Source organism: Vibrio anguillarum (assembly GCF_001989995.2).
GTDB lineage: Bacteria > Pseudomonadota > Gammaproteobacteria > Enterobacterales > Vibrionaceae > Vibrio > Vibrio anguillarum.
On sequence record NZ_JAHGUP010000029.1, the window covers coordinates 46,232 to 68,083 of the forward strand.

Annotated in this window: 22 protein-coding genes; 12 read left to right on the forward strand and 10 right to left on the reverse strand. The window is 45.5% G+C overall.

Going from position 1 to position 21,852, the window contains the following annotated elements; all coding sequences use genetic code 11:
- The first annotated feature begins 4 nt into the window (after positions 1–4).
- Both PL85_RS08690 and tldD read left to right on the forward strand, forming a co-directional pair.
- Positions 5–838 (forward strand): carbon-nitrogen hydrolase family protein, encoded by an 834-nt coding sequence (locus tag PL85_RS08690; protein ID WP_019282023.1) that lies wholly within the window; start codon positions 5–7, stop codon positions 836–838.
- Positions 835–2,280, forward strand: coding sequence for a metalloprotease TldD (gene tldD, locus PL85_RS08695; protein ID WP_013857867.1), 1,446 nt, complete (start codon positions 835–837; stop codon positions 2,278–2,280). Before PL85_RS08690 ends, tldD begins: the two co-directional genes overlap by 4 nt.
- Positions 2,281–2,397: 117 nt before the next feature.
- Here tldD and arcA read toward each other — a convergent pair whose 3' ends face one another.
- Complete coding sequence (arcA, locus tag PL85_RS08700) at positions 2,398–3,618, reverse strand: arginine deiminase (protein WP_094133408.1); 1,221 nt, start codon at positions 3,616–3,618, stop codon at positions 2,398–2,400.
- Between the two features lie 688 nt (positions 3,619–4,306).
- Between arcA and rraB the strand changes: the two genes are divergently transcribed.
- On the forward strand, positions 4,307–4,732 hold the full coding sequence (gene rraB / locus PL85_RS08705; RefSeq protein ID WP_017046663.1) for a ribonuclease E inhibitor RraB: 426 nt from the start codon (positions 4,307–4,309) through the stop codon (positions 4,730–4,732).
- Positions 4,733–4,895: 163 nt separating this feature from the next.
- Positions 4,896–5,699, forward strand: a complete 804-nt coding sequence (locus PL85_RS08710; RefSeq protein WP_064624306.1) for a glycosyl hydrolase 2 galactose-binding domain-containing protein — start codon at positions 4,896–4,898, stop codon at positions 5,697–5,699.
- 11 nt (positions 5,700–5,710) lie between these two features.
- Here the strand turns inward: PL85_RS08710 and PL85_RS08715 are convergent, their stop codons facing one another.
- The 5 genes from PL85_RS08715 to argR all read right to left on the reverse strand — a co-directional run bounded on the left by PL85_RS08715 (position 5,711) and on the right by argR (position 11,560).
- On the reverse strand, positions 5,711–6,103 hold the full coding sequence (locus PL85_RS08715; RefSeq protein WP_064624308.1) for a DUF2061 domain-containing protein: 393 nt from the start codon (positions 6,101–6,103) through the stop codon (positions 5,711–5,713).
- 168 nt (positions 6,104–6,271) lie between these two features.
- Positions 6,272–6,709: a universal stress protein gene (locus tag PL85_RS08720; protein ID WP_013857847.1), complete on the reverse strand. Its 438-nt coding sequence runs from the start codon at positions 6,707–6,709 to the stop codon at positions 6,272–6,274.
- 84 nt (positions 6,710–6,793) lie between these two features.
- Positions 6,794–9,367 carry a TRAP transporter permease gene (locus PL85_RS08725; protein WP_115339476.1) on the reverse strand — a complete coding sequence of 858 codons (2,574 nt, stop codon included), beginning with the start codon at positions 9,365–9,367 and terminating at the stop codon, positions 6,794–6,796.
- Between the two features lie 287 nt (positions 9,368–9,654).
- Positions 9,655–10,623 (reverse strand): TAXI family TRAP transporter solute-binding subunit, encoded by a 969-nt coding sequence (locus tag PL85_RS08730; RefSeq protein WP_115339477.1) that lies wholly within the window; start codon positions 10,621–10,623, stop codon positions 9,655–9,657.
- A gap of 463 nt (positions 10,624–11,086) precedes the next feature.
- Complete coding sequence (argR, locus tag PL85_RS08735; protein WP_013857844.1) at positions 11,087–11,560, reverse strand: transcriptional regulator ArgR; 474 nt, start codon at positions 11,558–11,560, stop codon at positions 11,087–11,089.
- A 325-nt stretch (positions 11,561–11,885) separates the two neighbouring features.
- Here argR and mdh point away from each other — a divergent pair, with 325 nt between their 5' ends.
- The gene (mdh, locus tag PL85_RS08740) at positions 11,886–12,821 is read left to right on the forward strand and encodes a malate dehydrogenase (RefSeq protein WP_017043806.1); all 936 of its coding nucleotides are present in this window, start codon (positions 11,886–11,888) and stop codon (positions 12,819–12,821) included.
- A gap of 293 nt (positions 12,822–13,114) precedes the next feature.
- Positions 13,115–14,521, forward strand: coding sequence for a basic amino acid/polyamine antiporter (locus tag PL85_RS08745; protein ID WP_088720784.1), 1,407 nt, complete (start codon positions 13,115–13,117; stop codon positions 14,519–14,521).
- A 97-nt stretch (positions 14,522–14,618) separates the two neighbouring features.
- Here the strand turns inward: PL85_RS08745 and ispB are convergent, their stop codons facing one another.
- Positions 14,619–15,590 (reverse strand): octaprenyl diphosphate synthase, encoded by a 972-nt coding sequence (gene ispB, locus PL85_RS08750; RefSeq protein ID WP_094128145.1) that lies wholly within the window; start codon positions 15,588–15,590, stop codon positions 14,619–14,621.
- Between the two features lie 272 nt (positions 15,591–15,862).
- On the opposite strand from ispB, the gene rplU reads away from it, so the two are divergent.
- The 6 genes from rplU (at position 15,863) to folA (ending at position 19,727) form a co-directional block, all read left to right on the forward strand.
- Positions 15,863–16,174, forward strand: a complete 312-nt coding sequence (gene rplU / locus PL85_RS08755) for a 50S ribosomal protein L21 (RefSeq protein WP_010320620.1) — start codon at positions 15,863–15,865, stop codon at positions 16,172–16,174.
- Between the two features lie 21 nt (positions 16,175–16,195).
- Entirely contained in the window at positions 16,196–16,453 is a 258-nt protein-coding gene (rpmA, locus tag PL85_RS08760; RefSeq protein ID WP_010320621.1) for a 50S ribosomal protein L27, read from the forward strand.
- Positions 16,454–16,674: 221 nt separating this feature from the next.
- The gene (cgtA, locus tag PL85_RS08765; protein ID WP_017050648.1) at positions 16,675–17,847 is read left to right on the forward strand and encodes an Obg family GTPase CgtA; all 1,173 of its coding nucleotides are present in this window, start codon (positions 16,675–16,677) and stop codon (positions 17,845–17,847) included.
- A gap of 116 nt (positions 17,848–17,963) precedes the next feature.
- Positions 17,964–18,725, forward strand: a complete 762-nt coding sequence (locus tag PL85_RS08770; RefSeq protein ID WP_013857840.1) for a threonine/serine exporter family protein — start codon at positions 17,964–17,966, stop codon at positions 18,723–18,725.
- The gene (locus PL85_RS08775; RefSeq protein WP_013857839.1) at positions 18,713–19,201 is read left to right on the forward strand and encodes a threonine/serine exporter family protein; all 489 of its coding nucleotides are present in this window, start codon (positions 18,713–18,715) and stop codon (positions 19,199–19,201) included. The genes PL85_RS08770 and PL85_RS08775 overlap by 13 nt, the downstream gene beginning before the upstream one ends.
- 43 nt (positions 19,202–19,244) lie before the next feature.
- Entirely contained in the window at positions 19,245–19,727 is a 483-nt protein-coding gene (gene folA, locus PL85_RS08780; RefSeq protein ID WP_017043802.1) for a type 3 dihydrofolate reductase, read from the forward strand.
- 46 nt (positions 19,728–19,773) lie between these two features.
- Here the strand turns inward: folA and apaH are convergent, their stop codons facing one another.
- The 3 genes from apaH to rsmA are packed head-to-tail and all read right to left on the reverse strand — an operon-like array spanning position 19,774 to position 21,848.
- Positions 19,774–20,589 carry a bis(5'-nucleosyl)-tetraphosphatase (symmetrical) ApaH gene (gene apaH, locus PL85_RS08785; RefSeq protein ID WP_013857837.1) on the reverse strand — a complete coding sequence of 272 codons (816 nt, stop codon included), beginning with the start codon at positions 20,587–20,589 and terminating at the stop codon, positions 19,774–19,776.
- Between the two features lie 11 nt (positions 20,590–20,600).
- A complete protein-coding gene (apaG, locus tag PL85_RS08790; RefSeq protein WP_017043801.1) occupies positions 20,601–20,981 on the reverse strand; it encodes a Co2+/Mg2+ efflux protein ApaG in 381 nt (126 codons plus the stop codon).
- A 60-nt stretch (positions 20,982–21,041) separates the two neighbouring features.
- Positions 21,042–21,848 (reverse strand): 16S rRNA (adenine(1518)-N(6)/adenine(1519)-N(6))-dimethyltransferase RsmA, encoded by an 807-nt coding sequence (gene rsmA, locus PL85_RS08795; protein ID WP_115339478.1) that lies wholly within the window; start codon positions 21,846–21,848, stop codon positions 21,042–21,044.
- Between the last annotated feature and the right edge of the window lie 4 nt (positions 21,849–21,852).

Genomic DNA, 21,852 nt, shown 5'->3' on the forward strand with positions numbered 1-21,852 from the left:
AAGCATGGATCGCGTTGGACTTATTCAAATGACGTCAAGCTCTGAACCTGCGCAGAATTTGGCTTATATCGAACAGCAAGTGTCACTACTTGTGGCGCAAGGTGCGAAGTGGATTGTCACGCCGGAAAATGCACTGGTGTTTGGTACGCGGCAACAGTACCACCAACATGCCGAGCCATTGGGACAAGGTCCTTTTCAGAGCCAATTGGCTGCTATGGCTCGCTTTCATCGGGTGTGGCTGTTGGTGGGCAGCATGCCTATCCGTCGTGAGGTCGGGGTAACGACCACCTCCTTGCTGTTTGACGCCAGTGGCGATCTTGTCGCGCACTACGACAAGCTACACATGTTTGATGTCGATGTCGCTGACGGCCACCAGCGCTATCGAGAATCGGAAACTTTTACCTGCGGCACAAAGCTGAGTGTTGCGTCGACGCCATTTGGTCAAATTGGCCTTTCCATCTGCTATGATGTGCGCTTTCCGCACCTCTATTCCCAATTAAGAGTGCAGGGTGCTCAGATATTAGTGGTTCCTGCGGCCTTTACGGCGGTGACCGGAAAGGCACATTGGGAAGTCTTGTTAAGAGCCCGAGCGATAGAGAATCAGTGTTGGGTTGTTGCGGTTGGGCAAACTGGGCTTCATCCATGTGGGCGCGAGACATGGGGTCATTCGATGGTCATCAGCCCGTGGGGTGAGGTTATTGCAAGCTTAAACCAGCAAGTGGGGAATTTAGTCGCCGATATTGACTTGGCTTACGTTGAGCAAGTTCGACAAAAAATGCCCATTGCTGCACACACCCGATTCACCAATCAGTTTATAGATAATAAGAGCACACTATGAGTATTAACCGCATTGAAGATGCACTATTAAAACCTGCAGGATTAACCGAGCAAGATATTGCGGATACACTAGCGACAATTGCCACTCGTCAAATTGATTATGCCGATATCTATTTTCAGTCGAGCTGGCATGAATCTTTAGTGCTCGAAGACAGCATTATTAAAGACGGCTCATTTAATATCGATTGCGGTGTTGGTGTGCGCGCCATCACTGGTGAAAAAACGGGTTTTGCTTATTCAGATCAAATCCAATTAGAAGGTTTGAAACAGAGTGCAATAGCCGCACGAGGCATTGCGCAGCAAGGTAAAAGTGGTTGTGTTCAAGCCTTTAAACGTAGCGATAATCAAGCCTATTATGCGGCGGATAATCCACTAGCCAGTTGGGAAAAAAAGCAAAAAACAGAATTACTGCAAGAGCTGGATGCTTACATTCGTACCAAAGAGCCGTTGATCCAAGAAGTCTCGGTGAGCTTAAGTGGTGTGCATGAACAGATGTTAGTTGCTGCAACCGATGGGACTTACGCAGGCGATATCCGCCCGTTGGTCCGTTTGTCGATCAGCGTGTTAGCACAAAAAGGTGATCGCCGCGAGCGAGGCAGCTCTGGCGGTGGTGGTCGTTTTGGTTATGACTTTTTCCTCACCGAACAAGATGGCCGTAAAGTTGCGTTTCAGTTTGCCGATGAAGCTATCCGACAAGCCTTAGTCAACCTTGAAGCTGTCGCAGCTCCCGCTGGCGCGATGCCTGTTGTGCTCGGTTCTGGTTGGCCGGGCGTCTTGCTTCACGAAGCGGTAGGGCATGGCTTAGAAGGTGATTTTAACCGCAAAGGATCTTCTGTTTTCTCCGGTAAAATTGGCCAGAAAGTAACCTCAACGCTTTGTACGATTGTTGACGATGGCACACTGAAAGATCTGCGTGGCTCGCTCAATGTCGACGATGAAGGTGTCAATGGTCAATACAACACCTTAATTGAAAATGGCGTGTTGAAAGGCTACATACAAGACAAACTCAACGCACGTTTGATGGGGGTGAACCCTACGGGTAATGGGCGTCGTGAATCGTACGCACATTTACCGATGCCGCGCATGACCAACACTTACATGTTGCCGGGTGAACATACGCCAGAAGAGATCATTTCAACAGTGAAGAAAGGCGTTTATGCGCCCAACTTTGGCGGTGGCCAAGTGGATATCACCTCGGGTAAATTTGTGTTCTCTGCCTCTGAAGCCTATATGATTGAAAACGGCAAAATTACTTATCCAATCAAAGGTGCAACCTTGATCGGTTCTGGCATTGAGGCAATGCAACAAGTCTCGATGGTGGGTAACGATTTGAGCCTTGATCGCGGCGTTGGAGTGTGCGGTAAAGCAGGACAAAGTGTGCCTGTTGGAGTAGGGCAACCTACGCTTAAGCTAGATTCGCTCACTGTTGGTGGCACCGAATAACGTTGTTACTCGCTCAGAGCTGACGTGGTTTGTATCGCGCAGCGTAAGCAAATAAAAAGCGGCGTTTTGATGCGCCGCTTTTTTATCTCTTTTATTCACTGCGTTGAATTGAAAAGGTTAAATATCATCTCGCTCGATCGGGCAACTCATGCAGCGCGCGCCGCCTCGGCCTCGGCCGAGTTCATTGCCGGGGATGGTTAATACTTTGATGCCTGCCTTATCGTATTTCTCGTTAGTGTAGACATTGCGCTCGTAGCCAATCACAACTCCGGGTTTAACCGTTAACACGTTGTTGGCGTCATTCCATTGCTCACGTTCAGCCTCATAGCTATCACCACCAGTGGTGATGATTTTGAGTTTGTCCAAACCTAACGCGCGTTCAATCGCATTAACATAACTTGGCATTGAATCGACGTTCATCCCGCCATTGCCTTTTGGCGTTAAACGCCATGTTTCTAAATCATGACGCATAATTTCGGGGTAAACAGAAAAGGTGTCGACATCCATATGTGTCATCACCGTATCTAAATGCATACAAGAGCGGTGTTTAGGCAAGTTAACGGCAATCACCTCTTTGGCCTGCCCATGTTTAAATAAACTCGCAGCAAAATTTTCTACCCCTTGCACAGTTGTGCGTTCGGAAATACCAATCAACACCGCACCTTTACCGATCACCAGTACGTCGCCCCCTTCAATATTGGCATTATCGTAGTGCAGATCTTCATCACCGAAATACTTGATAAAACTCTCTCCTGCAAATACAGGATGCCAACGATAAATGGCGCGTAAATGGTTGGTTTCACGTTGGCGTGCTGGTTTCATCATCGGATTAAGCGATACGCCGCCATACACCCAGCAAGAGGTATCGCGGGTAAAGAGATGATTGGGCAACGGCTCAATCACAAAATCTAACGGACGATGCATTTTAGGTAGCATCGAAGAGGAGTGGATGGGCAGTTCGGAATAAGCAAGACCACCGAGTAGCAGAGTGGCGAGATGTTCGTTATCCATATCAGCTAAATAGCAGCGCAGATCGCGCGCCAAAGTGGGACCATAGCGAAAATCAGAAATTTGCGTATCGAGCAACCACGCTTTGGCATCGGCAACGGCTAAGGTTTCGACTAAGAGATCATGCAACAACAGCACTTCAACATCTTGGTCCTTCAATGTGTTGGCAAAGGCATCATGCTCTTTTCCTGCATCTTCTACGGCAAGCACATCATCAAATAACAGTTCATGACAGTTTGACGGTGTGAGATGAGTTAAGGCACGCTCTGGCCGATTGAGTAATACTCGGCGCAGTTGCCCAACTTCAGATCCAACGTACAGCTTATTCATTTTGTATCCCTACTCTTCTATTTCTCATGTTCTTTATGACAAGCTTAAGCGAACGATGCAAGTCTACTTAGTGGTGATATTAGCTGTTATTTTGTGAACTTATAGTTGTGTATGCTTTAAAGTGTGCACTTATTAAAAAATAACTCCAAAACCAGCCAAATAAGCCTAATAACGACAAAGTGCTTTGTTATGCGTTTTTGGCTCAGAGGAGGGTGAATTAAGCATGAAGAATAAGTGATTTTCTATGCGCTTATTTACATAAAAAGTGCATAATGCGGGCAGGTTTAACCAAAGCGACCTTTTTTGCTATGCATGAATGTTTGATAAACAGGCAGTTTAATGCGGTGAAAGAGCAAATCATCAGGCAGATAATCTACTGAATTAGCAAAATGAAAATAAATTGTTAAATTAAAGTGTTTTTTATTTGATCTGTACTTGATTGAGCAGTGATCCTTTAGAAAGATAAAGATCGCGGTACGTTGTTGGTGGCAATTTTAGGCGAACCATGCCATATTTCGTCGAAATTCATTTATACCCTTCCGACGTGAAGTTGCAGCGGTGCTGGTTACGTTTGCTCACCCCAGTCACATAGTTTATCTATGTTCATGGGAATGAACTTAATTGCCGCCTATCTGCAACGCCAAGTTGATGGAGTATAGTCTACATTTAGCCAAATCTGGAGCACCTTATGTCTCAACCTCAGCAAGATGACTACGTATCCGTTGAAGAGTTAATCGAAATTCAAAAAGAAGATACTCGCGACATCATTCAAGCCCTGCTCGAAGATGGCAGTGATCCAGATGCGTTATATGAGATAGAGCACCACCTATTTGCTGAAGATTTTGACACGCTAGAAAAAGCGGTTGTTGAAGCCTTTAAAATGGGCTTTGAAGTGCTTGAAGCAGAAGAAACAGAAGATGAAGACGGCAATAAGCTATTGTGCTGTGACGCGACTATGCAATCGGTACTGAAGGCCGAAGCGATCGATGAACAGGCAGAGAAGCTTATTCAACTTGCTGAAAAATATGACATTATTTACGACGGCTGGGGCACTTACTACGAAGGCGAAGATGCTCTATACGACGATGAAGAAGATGAAGACGACCAAGAGTGATTAGGCGTTATTTACCTTAATGTGAGATACCAGCCCTTTGGCTGGTATTTTTTTCGCTATGCAAAGCTAACAGAGTACTTTAGTGACGAATCATTATTTTTGTCAGCACATCTTTATTTATTTTGTATATAATCGCTCAACATTGATCTAGCTCAAGTTTATTATGCGAATTTCTCTTGCTGGCTTTTGGCAGCTTTCACCGTTGACTGATTTATCGATCCCGCAAGATGATCTTTGTTTTCCTGCGCCTCTTAGCCAAGTATTACCTCACGATATGACAGAAGCACACATTGCCGAGCAAGAGTGGCATTTGATGCATGATGTTGAGGTGGATGAAGTGATGCTTGGTTTTGCTGCAATTGATCTTGTGCTTGAGGGGATCGATTTTTATGCGGAAATACGTTTAAACGGTGTGGCACTATTTGATTGTGATGGCAGTCAAGCGGTGTATAAAAAAGACATTCGGCCTTTGCTGCAACTCGGCCGCAATCGATTCGAAATTTTGTTTGTTGAGCAAGAAGAAGAGTGGTTGCTGGAGGATCAAGATTTACCGCAATTATGCCCATTGGGACACCACTCGGTGAAGAAATACGATGAGCGAATGGGTATTTGGCAAGAGCCTTATCTGCAATGTATTCGTCATGTTCGTTTGGAGCATGTTACCACTGAACAAATCTGGCACTATGGTGGTGGCTGTGAGTTTTTGGTTCACTTACATTATCAAACCTATGCACCAGGATTAGTTTCCGCGGTGGTGAAATTTAATGGTATGAGCTATCAGTTACCTATTGATGTGCGCCATCAGCACGCCAGTGCTTTATTTCAAGTGGAAGCGCCGAAGTACGCAGATCTTACACAGCTTAACCCGAATGATTTGTATACCTTATCGGTGCAACTTGATGGTCAGCAGCAATCCTTCCATATCGCGTTAAGCGAAGATCTCTGTGTTACCCATTTTCCTATCTGATCAACGTACAGTTAATGAGAGCATTTCATTGGTGACCATTCTTGCGGATGCCTCTTTTGCCAGAACTTCTCGTAGAAGTAGTAAGCACACGTATTAATGCTCGGTTCGATCATGGCTAAAACACCACCAATGACAAAACTTCCGGTCATGATATATGCCACGCTAAATGCAACACTGAAGTGCACTACAGCAAAGCTACCTGTTTTAATTTTGGCCGATTGTGAGTAGCGGCGCAGTGGGGCGTAGTGCGCCCATACTTTTTCGTGAAAGTAAAAAGCAACGGTATTGACCATCGGCTCAAGCATGGCAATCAGACTACCAAGAATAATGTCGCCCGTAAGTAGATAAACGACGGTAAACGCAATACTGAAATGGATCGCGGCAAAGCTAAGCGTTTTTTTCATAATGTTCACCTAAACGGTTATCGGGTTGATGTAAACATTATTGATAATTATTCTCAACAAGTAAAGATAATTGAGCCTATTAGTTTGATAGCCAATTCCTAACTGAGGCGCTTGTCGTTGGCATAAAAAAAAGCGCCTCATGCGCTTTTTTATGACGATGCAGGGTTTCTATCCTTGCGGTTTGACAACCAGTACATTGATTGGCGAGTTTTGCACTACTTTACTGGCCACCGATCCCAGCATCACTTTATCGATCTTCGATCGTTTATGGCTTGGCATGATAATCAAATCAGCTCCGAGCTTTTCTGCGTAATCTAAAATGGTGGTGTAGGCTTTACCTTCCGCTACATGCAGTTTGTAGATTATTTCGTCAGCGATATGTTGATCAGCAAACTGTTTTAGCTGTTGCTTGACGTCTTCTTTCATTTTCGCCGCGGCATCTTTCGGGAAGTATGTGGCGACCATCGACATGTGGATACCAGGTAATACATTTAAAAGATGAATTTCAGCATTGGAATGTGTCGCGTGCCAAACAGCAAGTTCAACGGCTTTGTCAGAAAAGCCTTTTTCATTAAGGTCCACTGGAACAAGGATGTGTTTATACATTATGGATTATCTCATCTACGATAGGGTGCTTTAGAGCACCTTGTTTCCGTAAAGTATATGCCTAGCTCGTGCTAGGCATATTGATTAAGCGCGTATTTCTTGTGTTCTCATACGGCGTTTTTGATTCCAAGCTAGCGTCAGCACTAATAATAATGCAGGTAAGAAAACCCACTCTTTCATTGGCCGTTGGCTTTCCAACACAACTGAGCGGATTTCCCAATCAAAATCTATGCCTGCAGCTTCAGCTGGACTGCCAAACTCAATCATATCCACCAGCATACGATTACTGGTTTCTTTCAGGGTTAGCCCCATTGATTGAATACGCTGTTCTGCCGTTGACGCTTGATCATCAAAAGGGAGTAGTACTGTTTTTGATAAGTAATCACCTTCAATGGTTTCACCAGCGACGATAAGCTCTATCGATTGACCCACATCGAGGTTTTCTACAATTTGCGCTATCTCTGTGCCTGGGTGCAGTTCGGTCGCAGGATAAATCATGTCCCACCAAAAACCGGGTCGGAAGAACGAGAACGTCAGCACCAACAACAAGACGGTTTCCCACCACTTATTGCGAGTTAGCCACCAACCTTGAGTCGCAGCAGAAAACAGCAGCATTGCGGTAATTGCCGAGAAAATGGTTAACGCTAAGTGCCACCATGTATCAATTCCCATTAGCAGTAGTTGAGTGTTGAATACGAACATAAAGGGCAAAATGGCGGTACGAATATCGTAAGCAAACCCTTGAATACCTGTACGAATAGGGTCTGATTTAGCGATAGCGGCTGCGGCAAATGCCGCCAAGCCAACTGGTGGGGTGTCATCTGCCAAAATGCCGAAATAGAACACAAATAAGTGTACGGCAATCAATGGGATGATAAGACCATGAGCGGCTCCCAGTGTTACAATGACGGGAGCCATTAAGGTTGATACGACGATGTAGTTGGCGGTGGTCGGTAAGCCCATACCAAGAATGAAGCTGATCACGGCGGTAAAAATCAGCATCAGTATGACGCTGCCACCGGATATAAACTCAACAAAATCGGTCATCACTAAGCCAATGCCAGTCAAGGTGACGACACCAACGACGGTTCCTGCGGCAGCGGTTGCCACACCAATGCCAATCATATTCCGCGCGCCCGAAACCAAGCTTTCGGCAAGATCAACAAACCCAGCCTTCACTTGCGTGTTCAAATCGTTGCTCTTATTGAGTAACGACATGATTGGCCGCTGAGTGATCAAAATGAAGACCATAAATATCGTGGCCCAAAAAGCGGATAATCCAGGCGAGAAGCGCTCGACCGTCAAACACCATACGAGCACCACAATAGGTAGCAGGTAATGAAGCCCTGATTTTACCGTCGGCCCAGGGTCGGGTACTTCTTGGATATCCATATCCATTGCACTTTCTGAGGCGTAGCGAGACGAAATTTTAATCAGAGCGACATAAGTCAGTAAAAGCGCGACCGTAACAATTGGAGTAGCGGCGTCACCAAACACTTCTTTGGTCCAACCAATGCCGTAGTAAACAACAGCGCTGAGAACGCAAAGCCCTAAAATAGTACCCGTAAATGAAAGTAAGCTTTGCACCCATGTCGGTGTATGACGGCGAGGTAGGCCTTTCATTCCTGCTTTGCAGGCTTCCAAATGGACAATATAAATTAAGGCAATATAAGAGATAAGCGCTGGCAGTAGCGCCGCACGGATCACTTCAACATAGGAAATACCGACATATTCCACCATTAAAAATGCGGCAGCACCCATGATAGGCGGGGTTAATTGGCCATTGGTGGAAGCGGCTACTTCAACAGCGCCCGCCTTTGTTCCGGGAAAGCCGACACGTTTCATCAAGGGAATGGTAAAAGTACCGGTGGTAACTACGTTTGCAATCGATGAGCCAGACACTAGCCCCGATAAGCCTGAGGCTACAACCGCTGCTTTCGCGGGACCGCCTCGCATGTGGCCCAGCAGTGAAAAGGCCACTTTGATAAAATAGGAACCTGCGCCAGCTCGTTCAAGCATTGCACCAAATAGAACAAACAAGAACACAAAAGAGGTGGAAACGCCAAGAGCAACCCCAAAAACCCCTTCAGTGGTCAGCCATAAATGAGACATCGCTTTGTTTAGGCTCGCTCCTTTATGAGCGATCACATCCGGCATGTAGGGGCCACCAAAGGTGTAGAGCAAGAATAGTGCAGCGACCAACATCAGTGGTGGTCCTAACGCTCGGCGGGTAGCTTCAAGTAATAGCACCATTCCTGTGACAGAGACCGCTATATCAATCAAGGTTGGCGCACCGGATCGACCAGCTAACTCATTGTAAAATAAATATATGTAAGCAGCAGAGAAACTGCCCGCCAATGCCAAAATCCAATCAATCAATGGAATGCGATCGCGTGGTGAGTTCTTTAACGCAGGGTAGGCAGTAAAGGCGAGAAAAACAGCGAATGTGAGGTGAATGGCTCGTGCTTGCGTATCGTTTAAGATGGCAAAGTTAAAAATAAAGGGCAGCGGTGAAGCATACCAAAGTTGGAATAGTGACCAACATAGTGGGACAAACCACAAAATGCGCCCCGGCAAGCCGTGAGGGTTTCTTGCGCCGGTATCAGATTGCGCTACCATTTCCTGCACATCGGTTGACGGAGTAAGTGTCTTCGTCATGTACGTTATCCTTATTATTGGCTGCCTACGTCTCGGTTGGTCACAGGGTTAATTCACTGCTAATGAGAAGTGGGCTATTGCGGAACAGAACAAAAGGTGGGTTGTTAAATCATTTAAAACCCAAATGTGCCCAGAGAGTCGTTGTGAACGTAAGAGGACAGGCCATCATCGCTGACCATAACGCCAAGGGATAAAGGGCATATCGCTCGTGACTGAAAGGGCAATCAAAGGAGACGTTCAGCCTCCTTTGATTCGGTATCGCTATTGTTGGTTTTCGCGATGCGAAATTATTTTAGCAGACCGATTTCTTTGTAGTATTTTTCTGCGCCAGGATGAAGAGGAATGGAGATCCCCGCTTTCACCATGTCTTCTTTTTTCAAGTTAGCAAAGGCAGGGTGAAGACGTTTAAAGGTATCAAAATCTTCAAATACTGCTTTGACCAAATTGTATGCGACTTCATCGGACACATCAGTGCTTGATACCAAGGTTGCAGCCACACCAAAACTGGTTACATCTTTATCTGTTCCACGATACATGCCGGCAGGAATCGTGCTGTAAGCGTAGTAAGGGTTATTGGCAACAATTTTTTCAATTTCAGGGCCAGTAGCAGAGACGAGTTTTGCATCGCATGAGGTCGTTGCTTCTTTAATGGAACCATTTGGATGGCCAACCATATAAATAAAGGCATCTATTTTATTGTCACACAATGCTTGAGAGCGCTCAGAGCCTTTGAGCTCAGAAGCCAGTTTGAAGCTGTCATTGCTCCAACCAAATGCATCCATTACCACTGCCATGGTTGCCCTGTCACCAGAACCTGGGTTACCAATGTTGACACGTTTACCTTTCAAGTCAGCCACGTTTTCAATGCCTGAATCGGCGCGGGCAATGATATTAAAAGGTTCGGTATGAAGGGAAAATACTGCGCGCAGTTTTTTATTCGGGCCTTGCTCGGCAAATTCACTGGTACCGTTATAACCATGGTACTGCCAGTCAGATTGAACAATACCGAAATCGAGTTCACCTGCACGAATCGTGTTCACGTTGTAGATCGATCCGCCTGTTGATTCTACTGAGCAGCGAATGTTGTGATCTTTACGCCCTTTATTAACCAGCTTACAAATAGCACCACCTGTCGGGTAGTAAACACCAGTGACGGATCCTGTACCAATCGTAATGAACTCTTGTGCGCTTAACGTACCTGTACCCATGACCGCTGCTGCAATAATTCCAACTTTAATCAATTTATTCAATGCCATGAATTTTCCTTCCTTATTCATTATTAACCCCATAGATAATTGTTGTTACACCCTTCCCACCTGAAGTTGCTGTGGTCTTGGCTACGTTCGTTCACCCCAATCACAGAATTATCCATGCTTATGACGACTGACTCACTTGCCGCCTACCCGCAACTTCAAGTTGTTTGGGTATCGGGGGAGTTTCCTCATCTAGAAACGGCATCTTTTTCAATCCGTATGTTGAAAAAGTGGCTAAATAATACCAAAAAATCGACACATAATTACAGGAATGTTAAAAAATGTAGCGAAATTGGCTATCAATAAGCGTCATTGTCAGAGCCAAAATATGGCAATAGCTTGCCTATCAAGGAGTTATTCCTCTTCCTGCTGTGACAACTTATTGCTGAAGATGTGAAGAGAATCACGCCGACTTGACTCAGTGTGATTCTACTAGAGAGTAAGATGAAATGCGTTTAGTGACAAATTACCCTGCGTAATCAAACAGATCACAGACTGAATCAAACAGCTGCTTTGTCGTTACGTTCAGTGTCGGTGTGATAAAAATGGTATCGTCACCGGCCACCACACCCAAGATACCTTCTGATTTGCCCAGAGAATCAAGTAACCGAGCAATAAGCTGCGCCGCCCCTGGCCCGGTATGAATCACTACCAGCGCGGCATTGTGATCTATGTCTAGCACTAATTCACGCAGTGAACTTGATACGGTTGGTACACCGAGTTCAGCAGGAAGGCAGTAGACCATCTCCATTTTTGCGTTGCGAGTGCGTACCGCGCCAAATTTAGTCAGCATGCGAGATACTTTGGATTGGTTGATATTATCAAACCCTTCATTACGCAGGGCATCGACAATGTCACCTTGAGATCCAAAACGTTCTTCTTTTAATAGATTTTTAAAAGCACGAACCAGATTATCTTGCTTATCATTATTGTTGCGCATAGTTATCGTCTTCGATTAGCCATTTATTGCTGCATATTCTCGCATAGCTATGCAGTCATCGCCAAATTATCGTCCAAAAGTGTCTAAAAGGTCACTGTAAACTTTTATGTAAAACTTTGGTCGAATGGCAACTTAACTCTTTGTCGGTAAAGATAAACAAGGTCATAATTGCCATCGGTGCTGTAGCACGATTTTAGCGAATTGCGCGAGGTCGCAAAGCTAGCGTTAATTGATTGTAATCATATTGTGATTGCTATAGTTTTCTAGCTTAAAAATACCCTACACAAAAACATTTATAAGAGATTTATTCTCAAGGAGAACTACGATGAAAGTAGCTGTTATTGGTGCCGCTGGTGGCATCGGTCAAGCCCTAGCACTTCTACTTAAAAACCATCTTCCTGCTGGTTCCGATCTGGCGCTGTATGACATCGCACCGGTGACTCCGGGCGTTGCTGCCGATCTAAGCCACATTCCTACTCCCGTATCGATCAAAGGCTATGCTGGCGAAGATCCAACACCTGCGCTTGAAGGTGCGGATGTAGTCCTTGTGTCTGCTGGTGTCGCTCGTAAGCCGGGTATGGATCGCGCGGATCTGTTTAATGTTAACGCTGGCATTGTGAAAGCGTTGGCTGAAAAGATTGCGGTTGTCTGTCCGAAAGCCTGTGTGGGCATTATCACCAACCCTGTCAATACAACAGTACCTATTGCAGCGGAAGTCTTGAAAAAAGCAGGCGTTTACGACAAGCGTAAGCTATTTGGTGTGACAACGTTGGATGTGATCCGCTCAGAAACGTTTGTCGCGGCGCTAAAAGATAAAAACCCTAGCGAGATTATTGTGCCTGTGATTGGCGGCCACTCAGGCGTCACTATCCTTCCTTTGCTTTCGCAAATTGAAGGGGTTGAGTTCACGGCTGAAGAAGTGGAAGCCCTTACTAAGCGCATTCAAAACGCAGGCACCGAAGTGGTGGAAGCGAAGGCGGGTGGCGGCAGTGCAACACTGTCAATGGGTCAAGCGGCTTGCCGTTTTGGCTTATCATTAGTCAAAGCACTACAAGGTGAACCAGGTGTTGTGGAATGTGCCTACGTTGACGGTGGTAGTGAGCATGCTTCATTCTTTGCACAACCGATTAAACTCGGTAAAGAGGGTGTCGAAGAAGTGTTGAGCTATGGTGCATTGAGTGCCTATGAACAAGCTGCGTTAGATGGAATGCTGACAACACTGAAAGGTGATATTCAGCTAGGTGTTGATTTCGCCAAATAAAGAATAACCTTATCTTATACAAAAATGCCGCTTGCTCATCCAAGCGGCATTTTTTATGGTTTTTACCAATATTTTTGTATGATGATGCTTTGAACTGTGTAATATGCGGTTTTTTTTACTGAGCAGTGCATTATTTTCGTCGTGAACTTACAAACTTTTTGATCCCTAGCAATGAATTTGACTATTGACTCACTATCTCAGTGACCGCGATCACATAGGGATTGATGTCTGGTAAATATGTTCTCTAAAATAGCGCCTTCCTCTAATGTGTAAACACTCACTGGATAGTTCCCATGGATAATAAGCTTGGTTTGGGCTCACTGACAGCACTGGTCATTGGTTCAATGATTGGCGCTGGTGTTTTTAGCCTGCCACAAAACATGGCCTCAGTCGCCAGCCCTTTGGCGGTAATGATCGGTTGGGGGATCACCGGCGTTGGTATGATCTTTCTTGCGCTCTCTTTTCAACAACTTGCCATTCATAAACCTCATATTAATAGTGGCGTATTTGGTTTTGCTCGAGAAGGATTTGGTGACTTTGCGGGTTTTTGTTCCGCATGGGGTTACTGGTTTAGCGCCATGGTGGCTAATGTCTCTTATCTGGTAATTGTTTTTAGTACCTTAGGCATGTTGTTTGATACACCAGATAACGTGATGTTTGGGGCGGGTAATACGTGGCTTTCCATTGGGAGTGCATCGGTATTACTTTGGTTGGTGCATGCGTTGGTCAAAAAAGGAGTACAAACGGCCGCATTCATTAATCTGATTACCACCTTTGCTAAAATGATCCCTCTCGTGTTGTTCATCATTTGTGCCGCTTTTGCTTTTTCTTGGGACAAATTCACATTGGATTTTACAGGCTTACACTTCGGTGTTGGCCATGATCTGCTGGATCAAATAAAAAGCACCATGTTGATCACGGTATGGGTGTTCATCGGAATAGAGGGAGCGGTTGTTGTGTCAAGCCGCGCTCGCCACCGTGCTGATATCGGTAAAGCGACTATTCTCGGTTTGCTTACGGCGTTGACCATTTATGTATTGGTCACCTTATTGTCGATGGGCGTGATTAAACCGGTTGAATTGGCGCAATATCAGAACCCTTCAATGGCCAAAGTGCTGACGACTATTCTTGGTCCTTGGGGTGAGTACATTATCGGTGTTGGCTTAATTATTTCGGTGTGCGGTGCTTTTCTTAGCTGGACGGTCCTGGCCTCCGAAGCGCCATTTTTATGTGCTAGAGATAAGATGTTTCCTGCCATCTACGCCCAGCAAAACGAAGCGGGGAGCCCAGTAAAAGCGTTAACTCTAACCAATATTTGCATTCAGGTCTCACTGATTCTGGTGATGTACGCAGGCAGTACCTACGATACGCTGCTGATCTTCGCTTCAGAAATGATCCTTGTTCCCTATTTTTTGATCGGTGCCTTTACGTTAAAGATCGCGATTGAACAGAAGAATAAAGGCAAACTTCTGGTGATAGGTTCTTGTGCCACCATTTATGGGATTTGGCTTTTGTATGCCTCTGGTTTGCACTATTTGATGCTCTCCGCGCTACTCTACTTACCTGGGCTCTATTTCTACATGAAAGCCAAACGAGAGCAGGGCATTGATCCTTTTCAAGGCAAAGAAAAGTTAGGAGCTTGTGCTTTAACGATCGTGGCTGTTTTTGCATTTGGCATGATTTGGCAAGGCGGGTTTTAAATAACGCTTAGAATCAAAAAGAGCCTCAATTGAGGCTCTTTTTGTAGCGGTGCATTTCTAGGCAAAGGTCGATTCTTCGTCCAAGCTAGCTGCTGTTCTACTTTGTCCTATTCACAGCCATATGAGCTAGAGCTATCAGTGCTTGTTTATATTCACTTTCTGGCAGGATAGACAGCTCATTGATCGCTTTATCGGCTTCTTTTAGCGCTTTGTTGGTTGTGTATTCAAGCGAGCCTGTCTGTTTCATTGCCGCTAGAATCTCATCAAGCTGTTCCATGCCATTGGCTTTTTCGATGGCCTCACGGATCATCTCTTTTTGTTCGGGTGTACCATGCTGCATTGCGTACAATAGAGGAAGTGTTGGTTTGCCTTCCGCTAAATCATCGCCCACATTTTTGCCCATTTCACTGCCATCAGAGGTGTAATCCATCACGTCATCAATGAGCTGGAAAGCTGTGCCAAGGTACTTACCATAGTTCTGTAGTGCCGTTTCAATTTCAGGAGAAGCGTTACTTAATATCGCACCAATCTGGGTCGCTGCTTCAAACAAACGCGCCGTTTTCGAGTAGATCACCTGTAGGTAATTTTCCTCGGTAGTGTTTGGATCATTACAGTTCATCAATTGTTGCACTTCGCCTTCAGCGATAACGTTCACCGCATCGCTCATCAGCTCAAGGATCCTTAACGATCCTAGTGTAGTCATCATTTGGAAGGAACGCGTGTAGATGAAATCCCCCACTAACACGCTCGCTGCATTGCCAAATGCCGCGTTCGCTGTTGCCTTGCCACGGCGCATATCCGACTCATCGACAACGTCGTCATGCAGCAAGGTTGCCGTGTGGAGGAATTCAATAAATGCAGCGGCAGTCGTGTGCGCTTCACCTTGATAACCAAGGGCTCGAGCCGACAAAATAGCCAGCAAAGGACGCAGGCGTTTCCCACCCCCGCTGACGATGTAGAATCCTAATTGATTGATTAAAGATACATCAGAGTTGAGCTGAGCTTGAATCGTTTCATTCACTTTTGCCATGTCATCGGCAGTAAGCGTTTGGATAGCTTTAAAATCCATGGTTAATCCGGCTGAAGTTAGAACCTATAAGGTGTTGTGTTCTTCTATAATTCTCGAATAATACACTAAAAAACGTTGATTAATACAAGGCTTAAAGGCATGATTGCGCCACTTTTCATTGGCGATTAGCTTTTCGCCAATTTTTTCAAAATATGGCTTGTCTTGGGGTACTCATTCGCGTAGAATCTGCGCCCTATTGATGATTAGTTTAGCGCACACCCAAATTGCTCAAATAAAAAGCATACGGCTGTGCGGAAAGAGCGGAGTAAAATATGTACGCTGTTTTCCAATCTGGTGGTAAACAACACCGTGTAAGCGAAGGTCAAACTCTTCGTTTAGAGAAATTAGACGTTGAAACTGGTGCAACTGTTGAATTTGATAAAGTTCTACTAGTTGCTAACGGTGAGCAAATCACTGTTGGGGCACCTCTTGTTGAAGGCGGTAAAATTACTGCTGAAGTAGTACAACACGGTCGTGGCGATAAAGTTAAAATCGTTAAGTTCCGTCGTCGTAAACACTCTCGTAAACAACAAGGCCACCGTCAGTGGTTCACTGAAGTGAAAATCACTGGCATCAACGCTTAAGTAATTTAGGAGAGTTTAACAATGGCACACAAAAAAGCTGGCGGTTCTACTCGTAACGGCCGCGATTCAGAAAGCAAACGTCTTGGTGTTAAGCGTTTCGGTGGTGAATCTGTTCTTGCAGGTAACATCATCGTTCGTCAACGTGGTACTAAGTTCCACGCAGGCACTAACGTTGGTATCGGTAAAGACCATACTCTTTTCGCTCTTACTGAAGGTAAAGTGAAATTTGAAGTTAAAGGTCCTAAAAACCGTAAATTTGTTAGCATCGACGCTGAATAAATTTATACCTAACTGAACTCAAAAGCCCTGCCGTTACGGTGGGGTTTTTTATTTATCAGCCGAACAGAAAAGAAGACACTCTAATCACTAGAGTTTCTCCTTATGTGTTCCAATTGTGGATAAAACGAAGGATGATCACGGTCGATCCTGAATGTGTATCTGCTAGAATTTATATCATTGTGTGACAATGATATCGCAACGCAAAGAGCGTGGAGTAACAAATGAAATTCGTTGATGAAGCGATAATTAAAGTCGAAGCGGGTGATGGCGGTAACGGTGTCGTGAGCTTTTGGCGTGAAAAATTCGTGACGAAAGGCGGCCCTGATGGCGGCGATGGCGGCGATGGCGGCGACGTTTATATCCAAGCCGATGAAAACTTAAATACCTTGGTTGATTACCGATTCCAACGCTTTTACGCTGCTGAGCGCGGCCAAAATGGTGGTGGTGCTAACTGTACAGGTAAGCGCGGTAAAGACATTACTTTGAAGGTGCCTGTTGGGACTCGAGCGGTTGACATTCACACCAATGAAGTTGTGGGTGAAGTTGCAGAGCATGGCAAAAAAGTGATGGTCGCTAAAGGTGGCTGGCATGGTTTAGGTAATGCTCGCTTTAAGTCATCCGTTAACCGTGCACCACGCCAAAAAACCATGGGTAAAAAAGGTGAGGTGCGCGAATTACGCCTTGAGCTTTTACTGTTAGCTGACGTGGGTATGCTTGGCTTGCCGAATGCGGGTAAATCAACCTTTATTCGTTCTGTTTCAGCAGCGAAGCCAAAAGTCGCTGATTACCCCTTCACTACGCTGATCCCAAGTTTGGGTGTCGTGAGTGTGGTTCCTGAGAAAAGTTTCGTGATCGCTGATATTCCGGGCTTGATTGAAGGCGCGGCCGATGGTGCTGGTTTAGGTATTCGCTTCTTAAAGCACTTAGAACGTTGCCGAGTGTTGCTGCATATGATCGACATCCTTCCTGTTGATCAAAGTGATCCTGCGCAAAATGCGCTGACCATCTTTGATGAGCTAGAGCAATACAGTGAAAAAGTGTCACAAAAACCTTGTTGGTTGGTGTTCAACAAAGTTGATCTGATGCTTGAAGAAGAAGCCGATGAAAAGATCCAAGAGATCTTAGATGCGCTGGCTTGGGAAGGGCGATACTTCAAAATTTCGGCAGTAAACCAACAAGGTACGGCGGATTTGTGCCGTGAGTTGGCTGACTATATGGAAACGTTACCTCGTGAGCAGGAAGAGCTCAGTGAAGCTCAGAAAGTCGATTTCATGTGGGATGATTACCATAAAGATGAGATGAACAGCCAAAATGTGATCACTGAAGATGGTGATGACTGGGATGATTGGGACGACGAAGAAGATGACGGTCACGTTATCTATGTTCGTGATTAATTTTCCTGAATTGATTGAGCCGCAATAATTATTGCGGCTTTTTTATAGCTAAATCATATTTAAAGCACCCAATTTCGGGCACACTATTGGGCTTTTAGGACGTTCGGAAAGGAATCATGACATCCAAACAGAGGCTTGTTTCTCGATTGATCGCCCAAGCTGGGCAAATGTTGTTGGCTCATGGTGCGGAAAGTACACTGGTGGGCGATATTATGCGTCGCATGGGAGCGGCGTGTGGCATGAGTGAAGTGGAAGTATCGCTCTCGGCGAGTTCACTTGTGCTAACCACGGTTTACGATGGCCATTGCATTACGACTGCGCGCCGTTGTCCTGATCGTGGGATCAATATGCGGGTAGTGACGCAAGTCCAGCGCATCTGCATCATGATGGAAAAAGGGATTTTAGATTATTCCCTTGCGCAGAAAAAACTCAATCAAATCAGCCCTGAACGCTACAACCGTTGGTTGGTTGTGGTAATGATTGGTCTCTCTTGTGCTGCATTTGCTCGTTTAGCTGGCGGAGATTGGACGGTGTTTACGATGACGTTCATTGCTTCTGCGGCGGGTATGATTGTGCGCCAAGAGATTGGGCATCGCCAATTTAATCCGCTCGTCAACTTTACGGTGACCTCATTTGTCACTTCGATCATTTCAGCGCAAGCTATCATCTACCAGCTAGGCAATAAACCAACCATTGTGATGGCTTCTTCTGTACTGATGTTAGTCCCCGGTTTTCCTTTAATTAATGCGGTCGCGGATATGCTTAAAGGTTATATCAATATGGGTATTGCCCGTTTTGTGATGGCAAGTTTGCTTACGTTGGCAACGAGTTTGGGCATCGTTGCGGCGATGAGCGTGACGGGTGTATGGGGGTGGTAGCGATGGATTGGATGAATTTATTACTCGGTTTAGCCAATGACATGTTTTTTGCTGCAATCCCAGCCGTTGGTTTTGCTTTGGTGTTTAATGTTCCTGTACCAGCCCTAAAATATTGTGCGTTAGGTGGTGCGATTGGTCATGGCTCACGTTACTTAATGATGCAATTTGGAATTCCCATTGAGTGGGCGACTTTTTTTGCTGCAACTATCGTTGGAATGATTGGCGTGCGTTGGTCGCGTAAATTTTTAGCTCACCCTAAAGTGTTTACGGTAGCGGCTTTGATCCCAATGGTTCCCGGGGTTTTTGCCTTTAAAGCGATGATTGCAATGGTTGAAATTAACCATCTTGGTTTTACGCCAGAGCTGCTGGCGATACTGATGGATAATTTTTTAAAAGCGATGTTTATTATCGCGGGCTTAGCGGTTGGCCTTGCGGTTCCGGGTTTGTTATTCTATCGGCGCAAACCCATAGTGTAAGGGCATGGGCTATTTTTCGTGATGACACTTTAGGATCTTATTTATGATCATCAGCATGATTGCCGCGATGGCAGACAACCGGATTATTGGTAAAGACAATCAAATGCCATGGCATTTACCAGCAGATTTTGCATGGTTTAAACGCTGTACGTTGGGCAAACCAGTGATCATGGGGCGAAAAACGTATGAGTCTATTGGTCGCCCGTTACCCGGTCGCCATAATATCGTGATCAGTCGTGATGCTTCATTGGCAATTGAAGGGGTGAGTATTGTCTCTTCGATTGAAGAAGCCATTGAGGTTGCGGGTCATGTGGATGAAGTGATGATCATTGGTGGCGGCTCTATCTATCAAGCCTGTATGCCACAGGCCAATAAACTATACCTCACCTTTATTGAGTTAAATATTGAGGGAGATACACAATTTCCCGAGTGGGGGAGTGAGTGGCAAGAAGTTCATCGTGAAATGTATCAAGCGGATGACAAAAATGCTCACAACATGCAGTTTGTGGTTTTTGATAAGCAATAGAGGATTTCGGATCGATATTAAGCAACGATCCGGATCTTTTTATTCGTTAGCCTTTATGGGTTAACGCTGGTTGAGTGAAGTAGTGTTTATCTTCCCAGCGTAGCATGGTCAAACATCCTCCCCACACACAGCCAGTATCAAGCCCTATCACTTCGTCGCTGCGGTAACCTTCTAACGCAGCCCAGTGGCCAAAGAGGACTGTTTTATCGAGTTTAAGGCGTTTGGGTAGGGCAAACCACGGTAACAATTCTTCATCTTTTATTTCTTGAGGAGGAAGTTTGCACGCCATATCAAGACGCCCATCAGCAAAGCAAAAACGCATCCGAGTATAGGCATTGATGGTATAGCGATAGCGGTCAATCCCTTCTAGCTTCGAGCTCCACATATCAGGTGTGTTGCTGTACATCTGCTCGATAAGCCAACGCCAACGATCGCTTTGCAAAATACTTTCGACTTCTTTTGCTGCTTGACGTGCAGTTTCAAGATCCCATAGAGGAGAAATCCCCGCATGGCACATGACAAAGTCAGCATGTTCAGCGAGGAGCGGTTGATGGCGCAACCAAGTGAGTAGCTCTGTTGCATCGTTCGCTTGTAATATGGGTAAGGTTTTATCACGAGGTTTACATGGGTGGATGCCCAGCGAGACGGCCAGTAGGTGAAGATCGTGATTGCCTAGAACGATGCGTGCCGAACTACCCAATTGTTTGATAAAACGTAGCGTTTCTAGAGATTTAGGGCCTCTTGCAACTAAGTCGCCAGCTACCCACAGTGTGTCTTGTTGTGGTTGGAATTGCACTTGAGCCAATAAACACTGTAGTTCATCAAAACAGCCTTGAATGTCGCCGACAATATAGTTCGCCACGGCTACCTCTTTTAATTTAAAACATTAGGAATAGCGAGACGAAACGGCTCAATTTCAACAATAAATTCAGCGTCCGATTCATCTAACATAATGTAATGACCTTGCATCACACCGACTGGCGTTTCCAACGCCGTACCACTGTTATAGCGGTACTCATCATTGGGCAAGATAATCGGTTGTTCCCCGACCACGCCATCACCTTCCACAGACATCTGTTTGCCATTCGCATCGGTAATTAACCAACGGCGGCTCATCAGCTGTACCTGCTGGTTGCTGAGGTTACGGATGGTGATCACATAGGCAAAGATATAGCGGTGTAAATCGGGATTGGACTGCTCGGGGAGATACTGGGTATGGACTTGGATTTTGATACAAGGTTCAGATATATCCATGTTAACTCCTTGTTTTTATAGATGAGCGATAGACATTGGCCGTTTATCGCTCAATCATTATTAGGCGTGATGAGCGTCTAACCAGTTTGCCATAGCAACAAACTGTTCAAGTGTTAGGTTTTCCGGGCGCATGCCAGGGTTGACCCCAAGTTCTTCTAGCGTTTCCACCTCAATCAAACCTTTGTAGCAGTTGCGTACGGTTTTACGACGTTGGTTAAAACCATCTCGGCAGACACGCTCTAACCATTTCATGTTTGTCGTGGGATGCGGCAGTACTTCATAAGGCACCAAACGCACCACGGCTGAATCAACTTTCGGTGGCGGTACAAAGGCCGTTGGCGGAACTTCCAACACAGGAACCACTTTGCAGAAATACTGCGTCATAACCGTTAAGCGCCCGTAAGCTTTACTGCCGGGACCGGCAGCTAAACGGTTGACCACTTCTTTTTGCAGCATGAAGTGCATATCTTGAATATCTTTATGAAATTCAAATAAGTGGAACATTAATGGCGTTGAAATGTTGTATGGCAAGTTGCCGAAAATGCGCAGTTTATTATTCGGCTTCACCAACTGCGTGAAGTCAAAGCGCATCGCATCGCCTTCGTGAATCGTCAATTTACTCGATAATTCTGGGTGGTTGTGCAGGCGCTCAGCTAAGTCACGGTCTAGCTCAATAACAGTGAATTTATCCACTTCGCGGCCGACTGGCTCAGTTATCGCTCCAAGACCGGGGCCGATCTCAACTAAATTTTGTCCCGGACGAGGGTTAATCGCAGAGACGATGCCATCAATAATGTATGGATCGTTTAGGAAGTTTTGACCAAAACGTTTACGCGCTTTGTGCCCTAAGTGGACATCATTTCTCATAGTT